The sequence below is a fragment of the Wolbachia endosymbiont of Listronotus oregonensis genome (assembly GCF_031205055.1).
Taxonomy (GTDB): domain Bacteria; phylum Pseudomonadota; class Alphaproteobacteria; order Rickettsiales; family Anaplasmataceae; genus Wolbachia.
Map to the genome: position 1 here is coordinate 1,284,234 of NZ_CP102118.1, position 25,120 is coordinate 1,309,353.

General features: G+C 35.6%; 26 protein-coding genes, 2 tRNA genes and 2 pseudogenes. 14 read left to right on the forward strand and 16 right to left on the reverse strand.

The window, feature by feature from the left end; all coding sequences use genetic code 11:
* Window positions 1-157: 157 nt before the first annotated feature.
* From NMD99_RS06510 to der, 3 genes are read right to left on the reverse strand one after another with little or no spacing between them, the layout of a single operon-like run.
* A complete protein-coding gene (locus tag NMD99_RS06510) occupies window positions 158-700 on the reverse strand; it encodes a demethoxyubiquinone hydroxylase family protein (RefSeq protein ID WP_253309557.1) in 543 nt (180 codons plus the stop codon).
* Window positions 675-1,205: a disulfide bond formation protein B gene (locus NMD99_RS06515; RefSeq protein WP_309165970.1), complete on the reverse strand. Its 531-nt coding sequence runs from the start codon at window positions 1,203-1,205 to the stop codon at window positions 675-677. Before NMD99_RS06515 ends, NMD99_RS06510 begins: the two co-directional genes overlap by 26 nt.
* Window positions 1,202-2,527, reverse strand: a complete 1,326-nt coding sequence (gene der, locus NMD99_RS06520) for a ribosome biogenesis GTPase Der (protein ID WP_253309555.1) — start codon at window positions 2,525-2,527, stop codon at window positions 1,202-1,204. The genes NMD99_RS06515 and der overlap by 4 nt, the downstream gene beginning before the upstream one ends.
* A 125-nt stretch (window positions 2,528-2,652) precedes the next feature.
* Here der and NMD99_RS06525 point away from each other — a divergent pair, with 125 nt between their 5' ends.
* Window positions 2,653-3,777 carry a hypothetical protein gene (locus NMD99_RS06525; protein ID WP_309165973.1) on the forward strand — a complete coding sequence of 375 codons (1,125 nt, stop codon included), beginning with the start codon at window positions 2,653-2,655 and terminating at the stop codon, window positions 3,775-3,777.
* 107 nt (window positions 3,778-3,884) lie between these two features.
* A complete protein-coding gene (locus NMD99_RS06530; RefSeq protein ID WP_309165974.1) occupies window positions 3,885-5,411 on the forward strand; it encodes an acyl-CoA carboxylase subunit beta in 1,527 nt (508 codons plus the stop codon).
* A 53-nt stretch (window positions 5,412-5,464) separates the two neighbouring features.
* Here NMD99_RS06530 and NMD99_RS06535 read toward each other — a convergent pair.
* Window positions 5,465-5,537 (reverse strand) — tRNA-Thr (locus tag NMD99_RS06535).
* Window positions 5,538-5,556: 19 nt separating this feature from the next.
* Between NMD99_RS06535 and NMD99_RS06540 the strand changes: the two genes are divergently transcribed.
* The 3 genes from NMD99_RS06540 to pdxH are packed head-to-tail and all read left to right on the forward strand — an operon-like array spanning window position 5,557 to window position 7,221.
* A complete protein-coding gene (locus NMD99_RS06540; protein ID WP_253309551.1) occupies window positions 5,557-5,778 on the forward strand; it encodes a hypothetical protein in 222 nt (73 codons plus the stop codon).
* Window positions 5,779-5,795: 17 nt separating this feature from the next.
* Window positions 5,796-6,611 carry a bifunctional DNA-formamidopyrimidine glycosylase/DNA-(apurinic or apyrimidinic site) lyase gene (gene mutM, locus NMD99_RS06545; RefSeq protein WP_253309550.1) on the forward strand — a complete coding sequence of 272 codons (816 nt, stop codon included), beginning with the start codon at window positions 5,796-5,798 and terminating at the stop codon, window positions 6,609-6,611.
* A gap of 16 nt (window positions 6,612-6,627) precedes the next feature.
* Window positions 6,628-7,221 (forward strand): pyridoxamine 5'-phosphate oxidase, encoded by a 594-nt coding sequence (gene pdxH, locus NMD99_RS06550; RefSeq protein WP_253309549.1) that lies wholly within the window; start codon window positions 6,628-6,630, stop codon window positions 7,219-7,221.
* Window positions 7,222-7,622: 401 nt separating this feature from the next.
* Here pdxH and NMD99_RS06555 read toward each other — a convergent pair whose 3' ends face one another.
* The gene (locus tag NMD99_RS06555) at window positions 7,623-8,342 is read right to left on the reverse strand and encodes a helix-turn-helix domain-containing protein (RefSeq protein WP_253309548.1); all 720 of its coding nucleotides are present in this window, start codon (window positions 8,340-8,342) and stop codon (window positions 7,623-7,625) included.
* A gap of 67 nt (window positions 8,343-8,409) precedes the next feature.
* Here NMD99_RS06555 and NMD99_RS06560 point away from each other — a divergent pair, with 67 nt between their 5' ends.
* Window positions 8,410-8,622 (forward strand): hypothetical protein, encoded by a 213-nt coding sequence (locus tag NMD99_RS06560; protein WP_309165976.1) that lies wholly within the window; start codon window positions 8,410-8,412, stop codon window positions 8,620-8,622.
* Window positions 8,613-9,362 (forward strand): annotated as a pseudogene (locus tag NMD99_RS06565) (DNA-methyltransferase); the annotation flags it as partial. The gene NMD99_RS06560 and the pseudogene NMD99_RS06565, both read left to right, overlap by 10 nt.
* Window positions 9,363-9,594: 232 nt before the next feature.
* Here the strand turns inward: NMD99_RS06565 and NMD99_RS06570 are convergent.
* The 3 genes from NMD99_RS06570 to NMD99_RS08045 form a co-directional block, all read right to left on the reverse strand.
* A complete protein-coding gene (locus tag NMD99_RS06570) occupies window positions 9,595-9,759 on the reverse strand; it encodes a hypothetical protein (RefSeq protein ID WP_309165978.1) in 165 nt (54 codons plus the stop codon).
* A 531-nt stretch (window positions 9,760-10,290) separates the two neighbouring features.
* A tRNA-Met gene (locus NMD99_RS06575) sits at window positions 10,291-10,367 on the reverse strand.
* A gap of 190 nt (window positions 10,368-10,557) precedes the next feature.
* On the reverse strand, window positions 10,558-10,695 hold the full coding sequence (locus NMD99_RS08045) for a hypothetical protein (protein WP_179945548.1): 138 nt from the start codon (window positions 10,693-10,695) through the stop codon (window positions 10,558-10,560).
* On the opposite strand from NMD99_RS08045, the pseudogene NMD99_RS06580 reads away from it, so the two are divergent.
* From NMD99_RS06580 to NMD99_RS06590, 3 genes and pseudogenes are all read left to right on the forward strand, one after another.
* Window positions 10,688-12,608, forward strand: a pseudogene (locus NMD99_RS06580) (ComEC/Rec2 family competence protein). The gene NMD99_RS08045 and the pseudogene NMD99_RS06580 sit on opposite strands and share 8 nt — an antisense overlap.
* A gap of 34 nt (window positions 12,609-12,642) precedes the next feature.
* Window positions 12,643-14,493: a hypothetical protein gene (locus NMD99_RS06585; RefSeq protein WP_253309546.1), complete on the forward strand. Its 1,851-nt coding sequence runs from the start codon at window positions 12,643-12,645 to the stop codon at window positions 14,491-14,493.
* Entirely contained in the window at window positions 14,484-15,449 is a 966-nt protein-coding gene (locus NMD99_RS06590; RefSeq protein WP_253309973.1) for an RluA family pseudouridine synthase, read from the forward strand. Before NMD99_RS06585 ends, NMD99_RS06590 begins: the two co-directional genes overlap by 10 nt.
* A 177-nt stretch (window positions 15,450-15,626) precedes the next feature.
* Here the strand turns inward: NMD99_RS06590 and NMD99_RS06595 are convergent, their stop codons facing one another.
* Window positions 15,627-16,454, reverse strand: coding sequence for an EndoU domain-containing protein (locus NMD99_RS06595; protein ID WP_253309545.1), 828 nt, complete (start codon window positions 16,452-16,454; stop codon window positions 15,627-15,629).
* Window positions 16,455-16,512: 58 nt separating this feature from the next.
* Window positions 16,513-17,700, reverse strand: coding sequence for a phosphoglycerate kinase (locus NMD99_RS06600; RefSeq protein ID WP_265016494.1), 1,188 nt, complete (start codon window positions 17,698-17,700; stop codon window positions 16,513-16,515).
* Window positions 17,701-17,780: 80 nt separating this feature from the next.
* On the opposite strand from NMD99_RS06600, the gene NMD99_RS06605 reads away from it, so the two are divergent.
* Together NMD99_RS06605 and lepB are read left to right on the forward strand one after the other, a co-directional pair.
* Window positions 17,781-18,146: a hypothetical protein gene (locus tag NMD99_RS06605; protein WP_309165981.1), complete on the forward strand. Its 366-nt coding sequence runs from the start codon at window positions 17,781-17,783 to the stop codon at window positions 18,144-18,146.
* A gap of 36 nt (window positions 18,147-18,182) precedes the next feature.
* On the forward strand, window positions 18,183-18,929 hold the full coding sequence (lepB, locus tag NMD99_RS06610; protein WP_253309972.1) for a signal peptidase I: 747 nt from the start codon (window positions 18,183-18,185) through the stop codon (window positions 18,927-18,929).
* 7 nt (window positions 18,930-18,936) lie between these two features.
* Here the strand turns inward: lepB and hscA are convergent, their stop codons facing one another.
* Genes hscA through iscU form a run of 4 tightly spaced genes read right to left on the reverse strand, consistent with a single transcriptional unit; the run spans window position 18,937 to window position 21,957 of the window.
* Window positions 18,937-20,721, reverse strand: coding sequence for a Fe-S protein assembly chaperone HscA (gene hscA / locus NMD99_RS06615; protein WP_253309543.1), 1,785 nt, complete (start codon window positions 20,719-20,721; stop codon window positions 18,937-18,939).
* Window positions 20,699-21,157 (reverse strand): iron-sulfur cluster co-chaperone HscB C-terminal domain-containing protein, encoded by a 459-nt coding sequence (locus NMD99_RS06620; protein ID WP_253309542.1) that lies wholly within the window; start codon window positions 21,155-21,157, stop codon window positions 20,699-20,701. Before NMD99_RS06620 ends, hscA begins: the two co-directional genes overlap by 23 nt.
* Complete coding sequence (locus NMD99_RS06625; RefSeq protein ID WP_264328899.1) at window positions 21,150-21,554, reverse strand: HesB/IscA family protein; 405 nt, start codon at window positions 21,552-21,554, stop codon at window positions 21,150-21,152. The genes NMD99_RS06620 and NMD99_RS06625 overlap by 8 nt, the downstream gene beginning before the upstream one ends.
* 10 nt (window positions 21,555-21,564) lie before the next feature.
* Window positions 21,565-21,957, reverse strand: a complete 393-nt coding sequence (iscU, locus tag NMD99_RS06630) for a Fe-S cluster assembly scaffold IscU (protein WP_114516867.1) — start codon at window positions 21,955-21,957, stop codon at window positions 21,565-21,567.
* Window positions 21,958-22,147: 190 nt separating this feature from the next.
* On the opposite strand from iscU, the gene ftsY reads away from it, so the two are divergent.
* Window positions 22,148-23,059: a signal recognition particle-docking protein FtsY gene (ftsY, locus tag NMD99_RS06635; protein WP_253309540.1), complete on the forward strand. Its 912-nt coding sequence runs from the start codon at window positions 22,148-22,150 to the stop codon at window positions 23,057-23,059.
* Here ftsY and radA read toward each other — a convergent pair.
* Window positions 23,046-24,389, reverse strand: a complete 1,344-nt coding sequence (radA, locus tag NMD99_RS06640; RefSeq protein ID WP_265045316.1) for a DNA repair protein RadA — start codon at window positions 24,387-24,389, stop codon at window positions 23,046-23,048. The genes ftsY and radA overlap by 14 nt on opposite strands.
* 227 nt (window positions 24,390-24,616) lie before the next feature.
* On the opposite strand from radA, the gene NMD99_RS06645 reads away from it, so the two are divergent.
* Window positions 24,617-24,796 carry a hypothetical protein gene (locus NMD99_RS06645; RefSeq protein ID WP_265016489.1) on the forward strand — a complete coding sequence of 60 codons (180 nt, stop codon included), beginning with the start codon at window positions 24,617-24,619 and terminating at the stop codon, window positions 24,794-24,796.
* Window positions 24,797-24,804: 8 nt separating this feature from the next.
* Here NMD99_RS06645 and NMD99_RS06650 read toward each other — a convergent pair whose 3' ends face one another.
* Window positions 24,805-24,936, reverse strand: a complete 132-nt coding sequence (locus NMD99_RS06650) for a hypothetical protein (protein ID WP_309165984.1) — start codon at window positions 24,934-24,936, stop codon at window positions 24,805-24,807.
* Window positions 24,937-25,120: the final 184 nt, after the last annotated feature.

The window sequence follows — 25,120 nt, forward strand, 5'->3', positions numbered from 1 at the left end:
GTGGTCTATGTTTTAGACACAGTTAATTTACAAACACTAATTATTGATTAATAATGGTGATATGTAAATATAGTTATAAAATAATTGTTACACTTGAATTCCTTCCTGGTTTCTGTTGTCATCATAACATTAAAAACACTTTAAGAAAGCTGCTTAGTTAAATTAACTTGGACAAGTAAATAGCAGTTTTGCAGCCTGTTTTTATGAATGAAGATAAAATGTTGTAGCCAAATGCGCTTTCAGCATTGTGCTGAATTGCAATATCTTTGTGCTCTAACTCCTCGTCGCGAAATTTACTTATAGTTTCTCTTAATTCCCCATCTTCTAAATGTGAAACTTGCTCTTTGTAGTGCTCCCCTATAACTTCTTCAACTGCAGCAGTGCAAGCCATAGCAGCTTTTTTGCCCATAATGGCAGTTGCAACGCCAAGTGACACTCCTAAAACACGCCAAACTGGCAACAAAACAGTAGGACGAACTTTTTGCTCTTTGATTTTCTCATTAAAATAGTGAAAATGCTTTTTTTCCTGCTCTTCCATTTCAATTATTTCATTGATTATAGAAGATTTTTTAAGAATAAATTTTTGACCAGAATAAATGCAAATAGCTCCATATTCCCCAGCATGATTTACTCTAATTGCCTGTTGCAAGAACTGATTGTTGCTGTACCTTAAATTATTTAGATTTCTTTCTTTCTCCACAATACACCTTACCTGATACGAACAGAGCTGCTATGAGATAAACTAAATTCCATGTTGCTAAGGAAACACCTAGAACGTAATGAGGTCTGTCACAAGATGGAGAGTAATTAGGATTTAGTAGATTATTTCTGAGCTCTTCTATACTAACGTTACCACTTGCTTGCTCTGTACAACCTAAAACATCATGAAATAAGTGGAGTTCAAGACCTACATGATAAAAAGATATTACTGCACCTATGAGGTAGCTGCAAAACGTTGCATAGATTAGAATTTTGTTGTCTTTAAGCATGCATACTACTGCAAGTAACCCTGCAACATAGTAAACTACCCGCTCGTATGTACATAACTTGCATGGCAGCATGTTGAAAAAATATTCTAGCACATATGCAAAAATTAGAGCAAAAGCACTTGATAGCAGAAAGATTGTAGGAATTCTGGAGTTATTACACACGACTTTAAGTAAATTATTATAAAGACCCCTGAAAGTATAAAGCAGAGTATTCATTTTGCATAGGGATTTTTATTTTTTTTCAAAAGTAATCTGACTGGCACACCATCTACGAAGAAATTTTTTCTAAGATCATTAATTAAATAGCGTTTATAACTTTCATCAACACTTTCAGGTATGTTACATATCAAAGAAAAAGCTGGAGGTTTAGTACCAATTTGAGCGATATACTTCATTTTAACTGCTTTACCTTTTACAAGCGGGTGAGAGTGCCTATCTAAAGCATCAATTAGCCACTTATTCAGTTTTGCAGTGCTGACTTTCTTGTTCAAAGATTCACTCACTTCAAGACACTTATCTATCACATCGCCGCAGCGCATGCCTTTCAATGCAGAAATTGTTACAGTTGGCACTTCCAAGAATAACCGAGTCACTTCCTGTTGTTTGACAAATTTTATTAACTTACTTCTGTCATCCTTACCTATTAAATCCCACTTATTTAAAACAACAATAATCCCTTTCCCTCCCTTAATTGCAGCTTCACCAATTGATAAATCCTGCTGCTCAATACCAACTAGGGAGTCTAGCATTAAAACTACCACATGAGAGCGCTTGATTGATTCTAAGCTTTTTTCAACAAATCTTGATTCTAAGTCATCTATAACATTCGCCTTTCTGCGGATTCCTGCAGTATCAATGAGAGTAATTAGCTCCCCATTATGATCATATACAATATCTACAGAATCACGTGTGGTGCCTGGCTCTGAATTCACTATTACTCTGTTTTCTGTAAGTAGGCTGTTTAAAAAAGTTGATTTTCCGACATTTGGGCGACCGATGATTGCAATTCTAAGTTTACTGGACTCATTGCCCAATAGATCAGTGTTTTCGTTCAAATTTTCAATAACATCAGCTAATGCATCATAAAGATCAACCATGCCAAGATTATGTTCGGCAGAGATATACACCGGGCCAAGAAAATCAAAAAACTGCAAATAATCAACATTTTCAGACTTATGACTCTCGCATTTATTTGCTATCAGTATCACAGGTTTATTTATTTTTCTCTTCAGCCACTTTGCAAATTCTTTGTTTTGCTCATTTTGCACTTTTGCATCAACAAGAAAGAAAATGATGTTTGAATTGGATAGAGAAAATTTTATTTGTTCAATAACTTGTAGTGAAAAATTAGTTTGGTCGTTCCATCCTCCTGTATCTATAACTTTAAACTCTAAATCGCTAATTCTGCCTATTCCTTCTCTTCTATCTCGTGTAACCCCTGGAATATTGCTGACCACCGCTGCTTTTCTTCCCACCAATCTATTAAAAAGAGTTGATTTACCAGCATTTGGTAGGCCTACTATAGCGATTTTTAGCATAATTTAAGAGCACCTTCTATACACAGTAAATTATAACCGAAATCTTGCAATTTAACTATTGACTTTATAGATCACGCGAGCATAATACAACTAGAATTTCTTGTTTTATTATAAGTAGGGGATATATGGTAGGGCAAGATATAAATGAGCAGCTTAGTTCTCTAGATGATGGCAGGCATTTTGAAGATGAGGCTATGGATGAGTCTGAGGATGAAGATACGCCTGAATTTAGGGCATCGTGTGAAAAACTCGAAGAAGAAATGAACCGTCCAGAAGTGATGTCGGAATTTCAATTAGATGGAGCAATATATGAACAAGTTGATGAACGTATGAAAGAAAATATCTCGAATGTATTGGAAGCTATACGTCAAGCTTTTAGGTTATGTGGTGAGAAGCGACTGACTGTGGGACAAATGATAAAGAAATGGATAAAATCTGTAGAACTTGGAGAAAGTCAAAAGATCAGGTTTGGCATGCCGTACTATGTGTTCTTCGAAGAATTATCAATAATAGATTATCTGATATCTAATGTGCACTTGCTAAAGAAGTTCGAGTTGTCCATTCATGAAAAACATCAACTAGATCTTCTTTCGTTAAAAATATCCGACCTAGTTTCAACAGGCACTTATGTGAGTGAGAAAGTTTTGGAGTTATTGCCAACAAGTCTACTGGAAAAACATAACAGCTATTTATCAAATCTAAAACAAATTGTATGTGAGGGCATTGAAAAAGATGGAGAAGAAAATGTGATAAAAGATGTTATAGTAGAAAGAGATAATAAATTTTATTGTATACAGTGTCCAGAAGCAAGCATTGTGATTCCTGCAAAATTCCTGAGTAATCCAGAATTTCAAAATTTAGATGGAGCATTAAAGATTGGGGAAGGAGATAATGTAATACGAATACAAGATGAAAAATATCATGATATAAAGGGCAGATTACAGATGACTTTTCCAATAAGCAACAGTGAAAAGATTGTAATGACTCTATCTTCTGAAAAGGCTGACAAACCAGAAAATGCCTCAAGCTTTGGCAAAATAATAGTACATATTGATGATAAAAGTTGTGAAATCTTCTCAAAGTACCTAAAAGAGCTAGAAAAAGAACCTCGTATAAGCAAGGTTGTTGAAGCTGCTAAAAGTTTTGTACAAACGAAAAGCAGTAAAGTTAGTTTACCTTCTTCTGTTCTAGAAAACGTTAGTCAACCACAACATTCTCAAAGTAGTGGCCAGGAATTACCAGCGCATTAACAATTATCATACATACACTGTTGCATATAGCAATAGTGTATGTGTATAGTTAATAGGGTTTGTAAACTTAATAAAGTCTACAACTAATTTGAAAACTACTTTATTGTATGCAAGACTTTGAAATACTAGAAAATCTAAAAACCAAAGCACTAGAAGCTGAAAAAGGAGGCGGTTCTAACAGAATCAATAAACAACACGAAAAAGGGAAATTAACTGCTAGAGAAAGGCTCAGTGTATTACTCGATGAAAATTCGTTCGAAGAATACGATAAATTCGTGAAGCATCACGCAACTGATTTTGGCATGCAAAATGCTAATTTTTTAGGTGATGGAGTAGTGATTGGTCATGGTACTATTTATGGCAGAAAAGTTTTCGTTTACTCGCAAGATTTTACTGTCTTTGGTGGGTCACTTGGTGCGTCACATGCAAAAAAAATATGCAAAATTATGGATATGGCAATTAATGCCAGGGTTCCAATTATCGGACTAAATGATTCTGGTGGAGCCAGAATTCAAGAAGGAGTAAATTCCCTTGCTGGTTATGGAGAAATTTTCCAAAGAAACGTAAATGCATCGGGCGTTATACCACAAATCTCTTTAATTATGGGTCCATGTGCAGGAGGGGCTGTTTATTCTCCAGCATTAACTGACTTTACTTTCATGGTAAAGAATAGTTCATACATGTTTATAACCGGACCAGATGTAGTAAAAAAGGTTACCTATGAAGATGTAAGCTTCGAAGACCTCGGTGGAGCAAAAATTCATACAAGCAAAACAGGAGTGGCAGATTTTGCATTCAATAATGATGTTGAGATGCTACTCAAAATGCGTGAATTCCTTACCTTTTTACCAGCAAATAATCAAGAATCACCGAAATCTGTACCAACCTGTAATGATGTTAATGAGATTGATGAATCCTTAAACACTCTAGTTCCTACCAATCCTAACACTCCTTATGATATGTATGAACTCATTGAAAAAGTTTGTGATGAGAAGAAATTCTTTGAACTAAAACCTGATTTTGCTCGTAATATTATAATTGGCTTTAGTAGAATTGGAGGAAATACTGTTGGTATTGTTGCAAATCAACCCATGCACCTTGCAGGATGTTTGGATATTGATTCTTCAAGAAAAGCTGCAAGATTTGTAAGGTTTTGTGACGCATTTAACATTCCGATCATCACACTTATTGATGTTCCGGGGTTTTTACCTGGTAAAAACCAAGAATACAATAATATAATACAACACGGAGCGAAACTGCTTTACGCTTACGCTGAAGCAACTGTGCCGAAAATTAGCCTTATCACTAGAAAAGCGTATGGTGGTGCATATATCGTTATGAACTCGAAACATTTAAAAGGTGACATAAATTATGCTTGGCCAACTGCTGAAATAGCTGTAATGGGCCCTGAAAGTGCAGTTGAAATTATATTTAGGCATGAAAAAGATCAGCAAACGTTAATCAAAGAATATAAAGAGAAATTTGCTAATCCATTTTTTGCTGCATCACATGGATACATTGATGACATTATAGTGCCAAGTAAAACAAGGCATCACTTTCACAAAGCATTAGAGCTACTCAAAAACAAGAAAGTAGAAAGGATATGGAAAAAGCATGACAACTTACCTCTGTAACTTTCTTTTAGGCCTTGCTTGCAAGTTATGCAATATTATAAGTGTAATCAGTGTGCCGTTACCAAGACTCGAACTTGGGACCTCGTCATTACCAATGACGTACTCTACCACCTGAGCTACAACGGCAAGTTTATACATTATGATAATGAATAATACAAAAAAGAATAAGGAAAAAGAAGAGGAGAAAAAAAGATTAGCGAAAGCTTTAAAGCAAAATATTTTGAAAAGAAAAAAGCAGCAACAGAGTAGACAAAGCAGACCCCTTTCAAAATTTGTTTGTGGTGAGGAATTTTTAGGAAGAAGCGCCGCAGAATACCCAAACGTATTTGAGGAAGCTTTAACGACAAAATTACCATCAGAAACTTAAGTTTTGAAGGAGGTATCATGCCAGAACTACCAGAAGTAGAAGTAATCTCTAACTTTTTGCTTGATAAAATTAAAAACAAGCAAATTAGCAATGTTATAGTTAATAATTGGAATTTACGTGCCCCAATAACAAAAAATATTGATGATATGCTAAAGGGCAAAGTCATACGCAACATCAAGCGTAGAGGTAAGTATACGATCTGGAATACAGATGGTAGTATGGCTGTAATCATACATCTTGGCATGAGCGGAAAGCTTATATATGCTGACCATGATCAAGTGCGGAATAAGCACGATCACGTGGTATTTTTATTTTCCGATAATACTTCAATAATCTTTAATGATCCAAGAAGATTTGGATTAGTTATTATTTTAAGCAAAGAACAAGAAATAAATTTTTTTGATGGTTTTGGAATAGAGCCCCTCACGGATGAATTCAGTGGAGACTATTTACAGGAGTTGCTGAAAAACAAAAAAGTGAATATCAAATCAGCATTAATGGACAATAAATTAATAGTTGGCGTAGGCAATATATATGCTTCTGAAAGTTTGTTTAGAGCCCGCATATCACCACTCAGGTCAGCAAAAGACTTGACCTATAGAGAGTGCGAAAAACTTGCTGCTGAAATAAAAAATACTCTGAGTGATGCAATTGCTGCAGGCGGTTCAACACTGAAAGATTATGCACAGCCATCTGGATCTGCTGGATACTTTCAAAATAACTTTTACGTATATGGTAAAGTTCAAAAACCTTGCAAAATCTGCAACAATATCATAACACTTATACGACAAAATGGCCGTAGCACTTATTTCTGCAACGTATGTCAGAATTAAGATTTTATTTTTGAATATGACATTTTTACCTGAAAAAGATCCGATTAACTTGTTTTCAAAGTGGTATGAAGAAGTACTTAATTCTCCGTGTAAACAACCAACTGCAATGACGCTAGCAACTTGTAGCAAAGACTGCATTCCATCTGCAAGAGTAGTATTACTAAAGGAATATAGTAAAGAAGGTTTTGTGTTCTTCACTAACATAAATAGTAGAAAAGGAAAAGAACTGACCGAGAACCCTAAAGCTGCATTAGTGTTTCACTGGATAGAATTTGCTAGGCAAGTGCGAATTGAAGGAGATGTTAAACTTCTAAACGATGAAAGAACTGACAAATACTTCTCTTCTCGAGCGCGCGATAGTCAAATTAGCGCATGGTGCTCAAAACAATCGAGCATTCTGAAAGATTGGCAAGATTTTGAGCAAGCTATAAAATTGAAGGAGAAAGAATTTTACAATACACAAGTTTCTCGTCCTGACTTTTGGGTGGGATTTTGCGTAATCCCAAAAGTAATTGAATTTTGGCAAGAAGGTGAATATAGGAGACACACTAGGTTTAGATATACTCTTGTTGAGGGAAGCAATTGGAAAATAGAGCAATTATATCCCTAGCTACATTCGTTGTTGCAGACCCTTCTTAATTTACCATTGAGAATTGGATGACACCCTACTAATCCGAATTCTGGATTAAGGATAAAAAAGAGCAAATAACTTATAATTTTATAGCTAAAGTGACTTAGGTTTACCGATAATTTGAAAAACAACAAATTCGTCATTCCGCTACTTGTTAGCGGAATCTATCCTTGGCGGTATGACGTAGGGAAACCTTTCTTGGGTTAGTTATAGAAGGTTAAGAATTTTTCATTGGACAGGCTTCTTATACTTTTGGTGAGGTTAAATTTTGAAGTGAAAATTTTAATAAACAGCAAATAAACAAGTTTATCAAAAAAAGAGTTAAATGTTAGGGTTTTCAGCATTCCGGACAATTTAAAATCAACCTGGGATGGAGGAAGTTAGTGGCGGTCACATACTCTTTCATCACAATGATAAAGAAGCTTACCTTTATCTCTGACGTATTTTAAAGGAATTTTGGGATTATTGATGTCTTTACCACCAGTATCATGCCATTTCTTTTCCCATGTAATATAATATGGTTCAAGGTCTTGCGGCGTTAATTTATATATTTCTTTTAGCTCTATTCCTTCATAAATAGCAAATACCCAATCCACCTTTCGGTATTTTGCAATTATTGTAGGATTCATATGATGATGAGTAGAAAAGCTTTTTGTAAGAAGAGCATTTACTGATTTAAGCTCATATTCATTACCATACTCATCAATGACATCATTTCCCTCGCGTGCTGGAAGAATAGTGAGTCCAGTTAGTAATAAGACTTGTAGGATTTTTCCGCCGTTATCCTGAAAGATATCATTTATACCATGCTTAACAGCAAACTCCTGATACTTCCGTATATGAGGAAATATATCTTTCAGACATTTTCTGTCTTGATCCTGATTTAGAAGTGCAGTAGGTTCAACACCAAGGGCATCTGCTATGCGCTCAACATTATCTATAGAGATATTTCTCTCACCACGTTCAACGGAGCCTATATATGTTCTGTGTAATTCACATAAATCAGCAAGAGTTTCTTGGGAAAGCCCTTTTATATTTCTTATCTTTCGTATATTCTGGGAAAGAAGTAACCGCAAAGATTGTTTTTTTATTTTTGTCATCTTTGTAAGATAATAGTTGACAATTATAAGTCTACAGACTATAAGTATCTTTCATATGGTGCACATATTGGAAAAATTTAAATTTAATAGTAAACCCACATATATTACAGATAGGGGAGCTGCATATTGTGGAGACTCTCTTAACCTATTGCCACAATTACCAGACAATAGCTTAGACCTCGTAATAACCAGTCCACCGTTTGCTTTGCAAAGAAAAAAGAATACGGAAATGAATCCCAAGCCGAATATGTTGCCTGGCTTAGTCGATTTGCAAAATTAGTACATAGCAAACTCAAAGATACAGGCAGTTTTGTACTTGATTTAGGTGGGGCTTATGAAAAAGGCGTGCCATCCAAAAGTTTATATAATTTTAGAGTGCTTATACATTTCTGTGATGACATAGGCTTCTTCCTTGCAGAAGATTTCTATTGGTATAATCCTTCTAAATTGCCAAGTCCAATTGAATGGGTAAATAAGAGAAAAATCAGAGCAAAAGATTCTGTTAATACAGTATGGTGGTTCAGCAAAACTGAGTGGCCTAAAGCAGATGTCACAAAGGTGCTAGTGGAATACAGTGGCCGCATGAAAAAACTTATCGAGAACCCAAAGGCTTATTATACTCCAAAAGAACGACCATCAGGACATAATATTGGTAGTAGCTTTGGTAAAGATAATGGAGGAGCTATTCCATCAAATCTTTTGCAGATTCCCAATTCAGAATCTAACAGCCAGTATCTTGCTGCATGTAAGGAACTAGGTGTAAAAGAGCATCCAGCTCGATTCCCTGCTAAATTACCTCAATTTTTTATTCAGTTTCTAACACAACCAGGAGATGTTGTTTTAGATATTTTTGCTGGTTCTAACACAACAGGTTTTGTATGTGAGCAAGAAGACCGTTACTGGTTAGCATTTGAAGAAAATAGAGAATATCTTGCTGCATCTGCTTTTAGGTTCTTAAAAAAGAATGCTCAAAAGAAACTATTTATCAACGCATTGTTCATGGTGAAGAGCAAGTGTTAAAGGCTAAGCAGTCTGTATTGGATCCTAAGTTCACTCAGCAGTCATTAGTAGTTTAGTTATGCTCTTTGTTCGTATCCGTTCAGCGGAGCGGCAAAATAAGGTAGACAAGGTAGTATAAAAAGATAACCATAGAGTAAAAGTGAGTTTACAACAAATGCCAGTGCGTGACACTGGGATGACAAAAAAGGGGCTACTCGGATGACAAAAAAGGAGCACTGGAATGACAGCAGCCCTACGTCATACCGCCGCGGTATCTCTTAACATAGATCCCGCTAACAAGTAGCGGGATGACGAATATACCGCCACGAACCGTCATACCGCCGCGGTATCTCTTAGCCGCTAACAAGCAGCAGACCGTCATACCGCGATTCATTCGCGGTATCTCATCCGCTAACAAGTAGCGGGATACTTGACCTTTACAGGGATGACGGTTGTCGGTAGGCCTAAATTACTTTAGCTACAAACATTAAGAAATTTACCAAATGAAAAAAAAGGCAAAAGAAGCCCTAGTCACTGTCTATTTTCTGTATTGGCGTTTTTTAAGTCTTAAACACTGCAATTTAGCTGCTTTTAAGTGCAACTCACCTTATCTTAAATGTTTAAGAAATTTACTAAGCAGAAAAAAAAGGCAAAGAAATCCCGTGTTAGCTAGTTGTCACTCTCTAATCCTGCAAATCGGCGTTCTATACTGTCTTAAACGACTTATAAGCGCGTTTCAGCTTGTGTAGGTAAAAACCCAGAAATGTTGTGAAGACATAAGGTGCACATAGTGCAAAAAATTAAAAATAAGACGCCAACTACGTTGTTTTTTGCTGTTTAATCTGCACAGATGAAGATAACTGAATACCTTCAGTATTATGATAAGGGGACTGGGGGAATTTGTCAAGTAGTTTCTACCTGAAACCACAATATTCGTACAGTTGGAAAATGGTTGCGGGAGTAGGATTTGAACCTACGGCCTTCAGGTTATGAGCCTGACGAGCTACCGAGCTGCTCCATCCCGCGTCGTTGTTTATTTAGCTATTATACTTGCAATTATAGGATATACAAGGATAAAATCCGCTATGGGTCGTATATTAGTATATTTATTAACTTTTTTTGACATAATAGTTAGCTATATACGTCATAACCTACGTAATGAAAAATATAACTTGATACTGTGGTTTCCTGTGTGTCAGTGTGTAGGGATTTTAACCTATTTTTCCCTAAGTTTTGAACCAAGCTGCATTTTCACTATATCTATTTTTCTTTTGCTTCCACCTACACTAACTCTGATTGCGATACTGCACAAAAGGTACACAATACTATGCATTGCTTTAATTGCAGTGCTCATAGGATTTACAGCTAGTAAATTAAGAACAGCTTTAGTTGATACTCAAATTCTTGATAAAGAGAGATACGTAAAAGATATAATTGCCACAGTGAAGGACATTAATGACAGGGGCTCATACAAACAATTTCTGCTTTCTGTCTCTACTATCTCAAAATCCTCTCCTGTCATCCCAGCACCCCCTTTTGTCATCCCAGTACTTGATACTGGGATCCAGAAAAAAAGATATGGATTCCAGCGTTACGCGCTGGAATGACACCGGATAGAGCTCTAGATAACATCAGAATATCAGTTAGAACCAAAGTGGAAAAAGGCATTAAAATAGGCGATCAAGTAAAATTATCAGCAAAACTCTTCCCTCTAAAGATTGCGCCCTCGGAGCATGCATATGATTTTGCAAGAATAGCATATTATCAGAAAATAAGTGCAACAGGTTTTGCAACAAGCAAAATAGCTTTGCACAAAAAGGCTGAAGCAAGGAAATTTCAAGAATATATAGAATCTTTCCGTCAATACATTTATGAAAACCTGCAGCAAAATATTAAAAAACCACATGCAGACATAATTTCTGCATTACTAATCGGCAAAAAGGACGGAATAGACCAAAAAACTATGGATGCGATAAGAGATTCAGGTATAGCACATTTGTTTGCCATATCTGGTTTGCATTTATCATTTGTTGCTGGCCTGTTTTTTATAGTGTTTCGTAATTTATTCGCAATATCTGAAACTTTGACTCTTAAGTATAACACCAAGAAAATATCTGCATTCCTTACTATCTTGCCAACCACGTTTTATTTGTTGATTACCGGTATGCAAATTTCTGCTCAGCGTGCCTACATCATGGTGATTTTAGTACTCGTTGCAATAATGATGAGAGAAAATATCGAGGGTTAATAGCAATTGCGTTTGCTGCTGCAGTGATACTCTCAGTAGAACCAGAAGCAATTTTAAAGCCAGGCTTTCAGATGTCATTTTCTGCGGTTTTGGCACTGGTTGCCAGTTATCAAATTAATGCTAATAAATTGTTCAAAATAAAAATAATGAAATATTTTGTGTCGATAATGATCAGCTCAGTAATAGCAAGTTTAGCAACTGTTCCGTACACGATATACAATTTTAATTATTTTTCAATTAGTGGTATTATCACAAATTTAGTTGCTATACCAATAGTTACATTAATTATTATTCCACTTGGAATAATTTATGTCTTATTGATTCCTTTAGGTATTGAATGGATTATAGCGCCATTTATAGAGCGCCCAATTGACAGTATCTTGTATATAACAAATGCAATCGCTAGTCTTCAGTATTTGGTTATTCCCATTCGTACTTTTCCTGCCTCATCAATTATTATCATAACACTTGGTTTATTGTGGCTGTGCTTGTGGGAAAGAAATTGGCGTTTCTTCGGAATTTTCTTTATTGTACTAGGTATTTGCTTTAGCACCGCATATAAAACCCCCGACATCCTAATAAATGCTGATAATGTTGCTGCAAAGGAGAGTGATAACTTACTATATTCTCTCACCAGAAAAAATAGGAACTTTGTTGTCAAAACATGGGCGAAACAAAATGGGCAGAACCAAATTTTGAATCATACAAAATATAGCAATCCAGATAAAAGACTAAAGTGCAACGATTATGGCTGTATATATAATAAAGGAAATAATAAATCAGTACTGCTTGCTTATAAAAAAGAAGATATTTCAGAAAATTGTGATAAAGTTGATTTAATAATTCAATTAAGTGAATTCGACTATTCAGTTTGTAATACTAGAACTATTAAATACACCAATCTAAAAACATATGGCACACATTCAATTTGGTTAACAAATCGTTACGTAAAGATTAATAAAGTGCGCTCTAACCGGCCTTGGCATAAGTTAAAAAGCTTGATTTTAAAGTGTTGTTAACAATAATTAATTAAATTTAAATGTAAGGAAATTTATGTATTTAGGTACTCAAGAAGGAAATTCTTTAAACCTCAACCTAACTCATGATCATAATGTAGCCAGAATAAATGATGCCATTGGTTTTCTCCCTAAAGCATGGCATGCAGCAAAAAAATATTCTGTAAATAATACCCTACCTATAGCAGTTGTGAACACTTGGCTTCAATTTTCTCTAGCCTACATAACTGCAATGGTAATAACCCTTAACGATTTAAGCTTTATTGCTACTTTTAACCCAACATTAATGCCAACTTACTTTCTGGTTTCTGTTATTTTTGGAGTAGTTTTATTAACCTCTCTTGCTCTAAGATATATATACAAGCAAGAAATAAAAGATGAGAAATCAAAAGATGGTGATAGCCCAATAGATATAAAGATTAGAGGTGGAAAAAGTGATGAAATAAATGAGATTGCTCAAAATGCATTAACAATAGAAATTGTTCCTGATTTGGTCGATAAAAAGCAAGGTTTTTCAATAATTTTACCAATCTCTGAAAAACAGGGAGAAATATTAGAAAACAAAAGACAAGAGAATAGAAATAAAGTTATTTTGCTTACTGTGCCATATGTGCTGAGCGGTCTAATTGTAGCTGGTGCATTGATACAAAATAAATTTAGCTTTGCCAATGTTCATGGTTGGGAAGAATGGGGTTTCATTGCATTCGTGAGTGCTGTCTTCATTGTTGGAATATGTATAGCATTGAGTAAATTAAAAAGTAATGAAGTAAATAACGCATGCAATATTGTTAAAAAATTCGATAATGTGGATATTTTACTCCCATGGAGAAAAGGTAGTGTTGTATCAGTAATGGAGAATAAATTTAAGAGTGAAGAGGAGAATGATCCGATATCTCGATTGGGAAGATTAGTTAATAGACACCTAACTGACTTTATTGATAAAATTTGCTGTTTATTTAAGAACGATCTTTTAAAGCCTGCAAATATTAACATTAAAGAAACGCTTGGCAGTATAGGGAAGGATCTCAAAGCTTTACTTGATAAATTAGAAAAAGATATAAAGAAAAATGTGGATGAGGTGAAAACAACTGCTAGTAAAGAAATAACTGACTGCCTGAAAAATATTAGTAAAAGTGTGGATGTTCTGTGTAAAGAAGTTAGCGGAGACGTAAAAGGTAAACTGAGTGAAGTGGACGTAGAAAAGGTAATGAGTTTAGTAAACAACTTGAGTAATCTAGCAGAGACTTTAGAAGATAGAATATCTAGACTTAAACCTGGAGCCCGTATGGGATTATCCGGAGCGACTTTTGCAGATGAAAGATTACCTAACGCACCTAATAACCCCAACCCTCAACAAAATGGGCAAGGAAGCAGTAGTCAATCTAATACTGATCGATCTGCAAATAAAGATATGCAAACTAGTACTAATGAATCTGCAGATCAAGAGATACAGACACAGTTATTAGAAGAACACAACCGACCAAGTGAGCCTGATAATGAAGATAATACTGATCAATTAGTAGATGAAGAGAAGAAGCTACAAGAAAAAATGGCAGTCTTAGAAAAACAAGACAGAGTAAGGCAGCTGAAAAAAGATTTATTTGAACGAGAAAAAACAGATGAATGGAAAGAAAAAATCAACGGCAAACCAAGTGACTTTCTATATTATTTATTAGAATCTATTAAGCTGGAAGAAAAAGATAATAAAGAAGAAAAGGTTGAGGCAACACTACGGGATTTTGATAACAAGATAATAATTCACTGGAAAGATGGCTCTCAAACAACTTGCCATATTAAAAAACAAGGTGATCTTCCTAGTACAAAAGTTGATTTCGTAAATCAAAATATTCAAGCAGCATGGGAAATGGCGCGGGGTAAATCACTATAGATCACTCAGTAATAACCTTAAGTGTTAATAATGATAAGGAGAAATTAAGGCTAGATATCTACGTAGCTGAAAAGTGCAACATATCACGCAGTAAAGCTCAAAGATTGATACAAAATGAGCAGGTGAAATTACTTGGCATACCGATAATTAATAATGATCACATAGTAAAACCAGGTGAAGAGTATGTGGTGCATCTCGTTCAACCTGACATATCCACATCAATTGAGCCTAATTATGACATAAAACTTGATATCGTCTATGAAGATGAGGACATTATAGTTCTGAGTAAACAAAGTGGATTAACAGTGCACCCTGGTGCTGGGACAAACAATGATACGCTCTTGAACGCAGTTATCGCTCACCTTGATGTAAGACCAAGAATTGTTCATAGACTCGATAAAGATACCAGTGGGCTGATGGTAATTGCAAAAAATGAGGAAGCCCATAGTTTTTTGTCTGAGTTGTTATCAAATCGTAAAGTAAAGCGGGAATACTTAGCAGTAGTTTGGGGAACATTGTCTACTCAACAAGGAACGATAAAGACTAACATTGCTCCAAAGCGTGGTAATAAAGAAATGATGTGTGTAACAAAAATCACAGGCAAATTAGCAATCACTCACTATTTAGTGCAGAAAGTTATAGGACAAGTAAGCCTGGTTAAATGCACTTTAGAGACAGGTAGAACACACCAAATTCGAGTCCACATGAGCCACATAGGACATTCCATAGTTGGTGATCAAGTTTACGGAAAAAATAGTAGTAAAAGCACAAAATATGCTAAAAACTCTAGTTTCATTCATAATTTCAATAGGCAAGCACTACATGCTTATACACTGGGCTTATACCACCCAAAAAGTAAGGAATACATGGAATTTGTCTCTGATTTACCGCAAGATATAAAAACTTTAATTGGTGAGTTTGAAAATATACCTAAGAAAGGTTTACCTGATTTTTGAAGTAACGGCATCATTGCTGGTATAGCTAACCCAAGAAAGGTTTCCCTACGTCATACCGCGATTCATTCGCGGTATCTCTAGATCCCGCTAACGAGCAGCGGGATGACGAATTTTTGTTTTTCAAATTGTAGGTAAACCTAAGCCACTTTAGCTATATATATCTTTGGCTGAAATAAATTAAGATTTACTGCAGCTACAATAAGTACTCTTATCATCACATTTTGGTGTTAAGTCGGGATAGAACGTGAGTATAGCATCATTCTTTCTTACAAACACTGATTGATAATTGTCATCTTCCATTTCATATAGGCACATTCCATCTTTTCCTAATTCCTTGAACGCCTTAGTTGCAGAAATTAAAATATCATCGGCATGAAGGTTATATGCGTATCCATTTGGGCATTTAACTTTCACTTCCCCATCCTTACCCAAATATTTCATTCCAAATGTATAAACTGGTGGCTTAATATCTGATTTATTGCATAGGGACTTATCATTCCAAATTGCACCTGCCCATTTATCTTCTTGAGCTTCAACATATCTACCTACAAAATGCATACCACCTAATTTATCGTTTGGCTCACCACAAAAAATATGTCCAAACCCTATAGTTTCTTTTTCACTTTCACTATTTGTAAACCAAATGTTAGCCAGTTCATCTTTAAATAACTCCAAATCCGCATCTGGCGTAATCACTTGATGATCAAGCTTATCATATATTCCTTTCACTACTTCTTGATGCTGCGGACAACTAAGTAAAATTTTGAAATCTTCTTTATCTGGATGTGCTCCCCAATCTCCACAAACTTTCAACACTCCTCTATCGAAGTCAGTTAATTCTGGAAACGGTGGTATATAACCTGGTTGTGAACTGAAAAATGGTTCAAAATTGACCTTAACATTTTCTTCTACATAACTGGTGTGAAAATAATGATCCTTAATATAAAAAATAAATCCTATTATTGGTATTATTAAACACAAAATTAGTTTAACTGTCTTCGACATAATCACGTTCACAAAAAAGCTAGCTTATAAGAAACAATTTAAAAAAGTTTTAATCTAATCATTTTTGCAGAGCAGCAACTCCCGGCATTTCATCACCACCCAGCCAACTTAAAAACGCTCCTCCACCAGTGGAAACATATGTAAAATCCTTATCGGTAAGGCCTGCAGCGCTTATTGCAGATAGACTATCACCTCCCCCTATTATGCTGGTTAACTTTCCTTTGTGCGTTAAGTCACTTACGACTTTCATTACCCCTATTGTACCACTTGCAAAAGCTGAATGTTCAAAAACACCAATAGGTCCATTCCACAGCAGAGTCTTACTGCTTGCTATTATACTGCTTATTGTACTCAAAGTTTGTGGTCCGATATCCAAAATTATATCACCGTCCAAAATGGACTCAGTTCTTCTTGAAATACTAGTGCTGTAATCAGAGTTTACTGCAACCAGAACGTCTTCTGGCACAACTATTTTGCAATTGTTTTTATTTGCTGTTTCAACAATATTATGTAGAAGGTCGTCAACACCATTTTGAAAGAAAGATTTTCCTATATTTACTTTGCTAAATAACAAAAAATTATTAGCAATTGCACCTCCGAGAACTAGGTAATCAACCTTTTCTGTTAGCTTTATAAGCATTTTTATCTTAGTTGACATTTTGGCTCCCCCAACTATCGCAGTAATAGGTTTAGCTTTAAACGATACAGCTTTTTCAAGATACTTTAGCTCATCTTGTAAGCAAAATCCCGCGTAGGAAGGTAAAAACTCTGTAATGCGTGAAATAGAAGCGTGAGCTCTGTGAGAGCAAGAAAATGCATCATTTACATATATATCCGCTAGAGATGCTAGTTGTTTGGCAAAATTTGAGTCACTCTGCTCTTCCTCTTTATAAAATCTTAGATTCTCTAGTAATATTATATCTCTTGCATCCATAGCACTCACTGCTTTTTGCACTTTTTCACCAACGCAATCATCAATGAATTTCACTTTTTTATTTAGTAACTGCGATAAAGTGTCAATTACATTTTTTAGCGACAGATTATTGTCTCTGGCCTTTGGGCGTCCGAAATGCGATATAATAATAATCTTTGCACTTGCATTCACTAAATACTCAATAGTAGGCAATGCTCTCAAAATACGAGTGACGTCACGAATTTCTCCATCTTTTATAGGAACATTGAAGTCAACTCTGAGTAAGACGGTTTTATTGTGAAGATCACAATTTTCTATACTAGGTATATTCATTGTAAAACTAAAGCTATAAAGCCACTATACAGCAGTTTGACCTAAAGTAAAGTTTTAAGTTTACGAACGTTTAAGGAAATTTGCATCCAGATGGTGTCATGAAAGTAGCTGACACTGGTTCACTCTATAATGGTGTCATCCAAGTAGCCGACACTGGGATCCAGGTTGCTTACAAGCAAATTAGCATAGAAAGTGGTTACAACGTTTTCGATGAGATTGCAGGAACCAGTGTCAGCTACTTGGATGACACCATTCTTTTTCTGGATCTCAGTGTCAGCTACTTTCATCTGCCACCTGCAAATTGCAATGTTCGTACAGTTATGTGTCACGCTACTTGGATGACACCGTTGAAAGAAATGAACCGCCTTTTCAAAATTGTTTTGAATAGAGGAATAACATTCACAAGTAAAATTTCATATTACCATTTTTTAATTTATGTATTATAATAAGCTTAATCTATAAGAAAAACAAAGTTGGAAAAGTTGGAAGAACTAAGCAAAAACTGGGTGATAAGAACGGGAAGATTTTTATCTTCATTGTTTTTTTTACTGTTGATTGCGCTATCAATACGTAGTTTTTTATTCGAGCCATTTCATATACCTTCTGGTTCAATGAAAAGCACCCTACTTGAAGGGGATTACATTTTTACTAGTAAATATTCATACGGTTACAGTAAACACTCATTTCCATTTTCTCCAAACATTTTTAGCGGCAGGATTTTTTATACCCCTCCAAAGCGTGGCGACATAGTAGTTTTCAAACCCACAAGAAACGACAGTATCCGATTTGTTAAGCGAGTAATAGGAACACCAGGCGACAAAGTGCAAATGATAGAGGGAGAATTATACCTAAATGATCAGAAAGTAGAGCGAAGGCAAATTGAAAGTTTTTTTGATTATGAGTCAAATCGTAACATACCAAGATATATAGAAACGCTTTTAAGTGGCAAGGAGCATGAGATTTTGGTAGATAACATTTCTAATAAGCTATCATATAACACTACGGTTTATTATGTACCTAACGATCAATTTTTTGTTATGGGAGACAACAGAAATAATTCTTTGGATAGCAGGTTTCCTGAGGTTGGTTTTGTACCAATGGAAAATATCATTGGGCGTGTAAGTATAGTTGGTTTATCGTTTAAATTGGGGAAGGTCGATTGGTTACCATTTAATTTCAGGTTACCTGTTGCTTTGAGATTAAATAGGGTATTGCACAAGGTTGTGTAAGCTTTTTCTACCTATTTGTTAATTCACATAACTCTAAAGAAGAATTTTCTAACTCGGCGATAGTGTTGTTAATTTCATTCAAGTCATTGCCTTGTAAAGCGTTTTTTGCATTTTGTAATAGGTTTTTCAACTTTTGATCAGTGGAAAGGTTATTATTGTTTTCAACCAAGTGTATGAGTTTATTTCCATTAATTTTAGCACCTGCAAGGGAACGAGCCTTCATATCTTCATCAAAGCTGTTTATTGACTGGTTAACCATATTTTGAACATCAGCTTCACTCAAGCCAAAACTTGAATTTACTTTAACTGTCTGCTCAATTCCAGTAGTTTTTTCTCTTGCAGTAACAGTCAAGATCCCGTCAACGTTAACTGTAAATTCTATTTCAACTCTTGCAGAACCTGCAGGCAGTGGCGGTATACCTTTTAGTTCAAACTGCGCTAGAGATTTGTTATCCTCGATCATTTCACGTTCTCCCTGACAAACGTGAATTTTCATTGCTGGTTGCCCATCAACATAAGTTGTAAACTCTTTTATCTCTGAAACTGGTAGTGGTGTATTTCTTGGTATGATTTTTTCAACTATGCCTCCCATAGTTTCTATGCCAAGTGATAAAGGTAAAACATCCAGGAGAATATTCCTATCTTTTGAGCTCGAAGTTAAATCATGAGCCTGCAGAGCTGCTCCCATGACAACTGCTTTATCTGGATCCACGTCATTCAGTACTTTATTTCCAAAGAGCTTGACTAGTGAATTTTGAACCAATGGTGTTCTAGTTGCACCACCAACTAAAATTACTCCTTTTATATCATCAATTTTAAGATCTATGTCGCTTATAGTACGAGTGACTATATTGATAGTCTTATTAACTAAAGGACTTATTGCCTGTTCGAACTTCTCTCTAGTTATTTCACATTCAAATGGCTTGCCGTTAATGTTAAAGCCAAAAGTGCCTGATGCATTTTCACTTAAGTATTCTTTCGCGGTACGGATATTGCAGGTTCCAGCGTTATGTGTTGGAATGACATTAAGGTGTGTTGTCGACTCCTTGTTTAAACCTACTTTTTCTCTATACTTATCAAGTACAATTGAACTCAGAAGATGATCAAAATCATCACCGCCGAGTTTGGTATCACCACCAACCGCAAGGACTTGAAACACTCCTTGATGTAATTTCAATATTGAAATATCAAATGTTCCTCCACCAAGGTCGTAAACTGCATATATTCCGCTGCTGTTGTTCTTTTCAATGGAGTAAGAAAGTGCAGCAGCAGTTGGTTCATTAACGAGACGAAGAACTTCTATGCCAGCTAATTTTGCTGCATATTTAGTTGCGTTACGTGCTGAATCGTCAAAGTAAGCTGGCACAGTGATCACTGCTTTTTTTACTTCCATTCCTGTAGACTTTTTCACCCTCTCGCATAAAGCTTTTAATATCTCAGCAGAAATCTCAACAGGAGTAAGATACTTTTCCTCTGAGCATTTTACTCTAATAACTTTTTCACTTTCGTTATCTATTTCAAAATTGAGGCCTTCTTTATTTAATTCTTCAACACTTTCACCCATTAAACGCTTTATTGAGTAGATTGCATTTTGACCGACGTCACAGCCAGTTTTCAATGTATTATTTTCATACGAAATAACAGAAGGCAGTAGCTCTCTTCCCTGCTCATCTTTAAATATCTCCACGTTGCCAGCTTTATTTACCATAGCAATTAAAGAGTTAGTAGTGCCAAGATCTATACCAAAAACTACTTCACTTGAATTTGGTTCAGAAATTTGAATTGGTTGCATTCTTTTTCACCTCCTCAAATGACTTATATAAATATTTCAATCTTAAGACTTGTGTAGCAGCTCCATCAAAATTCTTTACAGCAAAAGTGTTAATTAGGTTTTTAACGCAATCTTTTATTTTTTCATCAACCATCCTACTTGCAAATTGTAGATCATCGCAGTCCAGCAAATATTCTCTTATTTCCATTGATTCATTTAATATTTCAGAATTTGGATGATCCTTTGGGCTTTCCACACCAAAAAGATTCAACAAATGCTCGGCACGTTTTAGAGGTGACTTTAGCACCTGATAAGCTTTGTTAATATTAATTATATTTTTAGATTGTCCTTCGTTTATATCAGTCCTGCTTAGCTCAATATATTTTTTCTCTAACTCATCAAAGCTGATATTGAAAGTTGGTTCAATTTCAAACAATGTAAAATAGCTGCTAGACATGAAAACTCTCTCCACAACCACATTTTCCTTTCTCATTAGGATTTTTGAAAACAAAACCCGATGAAAATTTTTCTTCTACATAATCCATTTCAGAGCCAAGAATAAACATGACAGATTTTGGATCGATCAACACTTTAACTTTTTGGTCATCACTGCAGTTTTCCTCAATTATCGACTCTAAAGGACGAGTATCATATGCATATTCAATATCATATTTTAAACCAGAACATCCTTTTTGTTTAATTAGCACTCTTATTCCTATTGCTTCTTCCGGTTTCTCAAGGTTAGTATGCTTCTTTTGGTCCAATAAATACCTTATCCTTTCTACTGCTTTCGCAGTTATAGTAATAAGTTTTTTATCTTTCTTTATAGCGTTTACTCCTTGATATTCACTCATGCTTTAGTTCTCAATGTCCACCTTTACTTTGTTTGCTTTGATAATCATGAATAGCAGCCTTTATAGCATCTTCAGCAAGCACCGAGCAGTGTATCTTCACTGGAGGTAAAGACAACTCTTCCACTATTTGAGTATTCTTTATCTGTGTAACGTCACTGATGGTTCTTCCCTTTATCATCTCTGTTAACAAGGAACTTGAAGCAATGGCAGAACCACAACCAAAAGTTTTAAATTTTGCATCTTCAATAACACCTTTGTCATTGACCTTTATCTGCAATTTCATTACATCACCGCACGATGGTGCACCAACTAAACCAGTACCAACATTTGGATCATTTTTATCCAGAGAGCCAACATTCCTTGGATTTTCGTAATGATCTAAAATTTTCTCATTATAACTCATAAAATTACCTGTGAACCGCTATTCTACATTATAACATATTTAGGTTAAAAACTAAAGTGAAATACACTAGTTTTGTGTATATTTTACTTACAAAATATTACGAAAATGAGTATATTTACTTTACAAATTCACGTAGTGCATGTCATTCTCTATATTGTAATTAAGTTTGTAATTTAAAAGGAGTATTCTCTTGAGTTTATTTGGTAACCTTTATAAAGGCTTGTTAAAAACTTCTTCTCGCTTTAGCGACGGGGTGAAAAGTATTTTTTCTGGCAAAAAAAAATTAGATCAGTCGCTTTTAGATGAGCTAGAAGAATTGCTAATTAGCATGGATATTGGTCATAAAACTTCCAAGTTGATTATTGACAGGCTCACAAGCATCAAATTTGACAAGGAAGTTGAGTATAATATTATCTCGCAGCAGTTAATGAACGAAATAGAAGCTATATTGAGCCCAGTTGTGCAACCGTTAATTTTGAACAAAAAACCACATATAATAATGGTATGTGGAGTAAATGGTAATGGTAAAACCACAACTATAGGTAAGCTCGCATATAAATATAAGGAGATGGGAAAGTCCGTTATGCTTGTTGCATGTGATACATTTAGAGCTGCTGCTAGTGAACAATTAAACATTTGGGCAGAACGTTCTGATTGCTTGATTGTTACTGGAGAGCATGGTAGCGACTCTGCAAGTGTGGCATATAGAGCTGTGAGTCAAGCTATAAAAGATAACGTTGATGTTGTTCTAATTGACACAGCAGGCAGGCTACAAAATAATGTGAACCTTATGGAGGAGTTATCAAAAATATATAGAACGATAAAGAAATTGGATGACACTGCCCCTCATGACGTTATTTTAGTTCTTGATGCAACTACCGGCCAAAATGCTTATAGCCAATTAGAGGCATTTAGTAAGATGGTTAGTGTTACCGGGCTAATCATAACAAAGCTAGATGGCACCGCTAAGGGCGGAGTAGTAATTGGACTTGCAGAAGCTTATAAGGTAAAGTTACATGCTATAGGAATTGGTGAAAGTATAGAGGACTTAAAGGAGTTTACTAGTAAAGAGTTTGCTGAAGCGTTATTTAATTGTAATTAAAGACTTCTCTTAATTCCCTTACGTGACCAAGCTTAATTATCTCAATATCATGAGAAGAGTAATTACCATTTTTAGGCATAATTGCTTTTTTGAATCCTAACTTTTGTGCTTCTTTTAGTCTAAGATCAGCATGCGAGACATTCCTAATTTCTCCTGAAAGTGCAACTTCACCGCAGATTATTGAAGAAGTTGGCAGCGGTAAATTTACTACACTTGAAATAAGGGAAGCAGCAACAGCAAGATCAGCCGATGGTTCCTGTATTTTGAGTCCCCCTGCAATGTTTAGGTATACCTCTTTATCATGCAAAAACATTTTACAGCGAGCATTTAGCACCGCGATGATCATAGCCAATCGATTAATATCCCACCCAACTACTGCCCTTCTTGGGGTTGCCATATTAGTCCCTGCTATCAACGCTTGAACTTCCATTAAAATTGGTCTTGAACCTTCAATTCCTGCAAATACGGCGCTGCCAACTACTTCTCTGTCATGGGCCATCAGAAACAATGATGATGGATTATCAACAGGCACAAGTCCTGCTTCAGACATCTCAAAAACACCAATTTCATTTGCAGGGCCAAATCTATTTTTAATAGTACGCAAAATACGGTATTGATTGCTATTTTCACCTTCAAAATATAATACCGTATCTACCATATGCTCCAAAGTTTTAGGTCCAGCTATTTGCCCATCCTTAGTTATATGACCAACTATTAAAAGAGAAACACCATATTGTTTTGCAAGAATGGTTAATTCATGGGCACAAGTACGAACCTGAGTTACAGTTCCTGGTGCCGATGTAATTCTGCTATCATACATTGTTTGTATAGAGTCAATTACTAAAAATTTAATGCTTTTATTTTCCTTTATTGTTGCTACTACATCAGTTAAAGACACTGTAGATAAAAGCTTAATTTTAGGTTCATTTATCTTAAGACGCTTTGCTCTGAGGCTCACCTGCTCTAAAGATTCCTCGCCAGATACATAAAGACATTCAAAAGAGGAAAGTTGCACAACATTAGCTGCAATTCTAAGCAAAAGGGTAGATTTTCCAATACCAGGTTCGCCTCCAATTAGAATGCTAGCACCTTGAACGATACCCCCACCAAAAACTCTATCTAATTCTTCTACTCCTGTTAGAAAACGACTTGGAGTGATAATTTCGCTACCCGATAACGCCTTTATTAAAATTGGCGCAGATATACTTCTTTTGCCCGTTTTTACTGCTATTTCTTCAACAACTGTATCCCAATTGTCACATGCAATGCACTTTCCTACCCACCTACCAGTGCTATGACCACAGGATTGACATACATATACAGTTTTCATCAAAGCCAAAATTATTTTGTTATAATTGTAATAAAAATTAGCTGAATAGGCGAAGTAAATCTAACCACTGAGTCTCACAAACGTTTTGGTGCGAAGATAATTGTCATAAGTTGTGCCATTTAAATTCATGCACAATAATTGCACGAACGCTTCCCTCTAGGATCCAAGTAGCCCATTCTCCTGTCATTCCAGTAGCATCCTTTTTTTGTCATCCGAGTACCCCTTTTTTGTCATCCCAGTGCCCAGACTACTTGGATCCAGGAAAAAGAATGATGTCATCCCAGTGCCCCGACACTGGGATCCAGAAAAGTTTGCTTGTAAGCAAGCAAACTAGCATAGAAAGTGGTTACAACATTTTCGATGAGATTATATGGAAAACTGGATCCCAGTGTCAAGCACTGGGATGACAGCAGTCCTACGTCATACCGCGATTCATTCCTACGTCATACCGCGATTCATTCGCGGTATCTCTTAACATAGATCCCGCTAACAAGCAGCGGGATGACGAGATGCCACCGCGAACCGTCATACCGTCACGAACCGTCATACCGCGATTCATTCGCGGTATCTCTTAACATAGATCCCGCTAACAAGCAGCGGGATGACACCTCTCTTGGGCTCTTTTAGCTACAAACGTTAAGAAATTTACCAAACGAAAAAAAAGGCAAAAGAAGCCCTAGTCATTGTCTATTTTCAGTATTGGCGTTTTTTAAGTCTTAAACACTGCAATT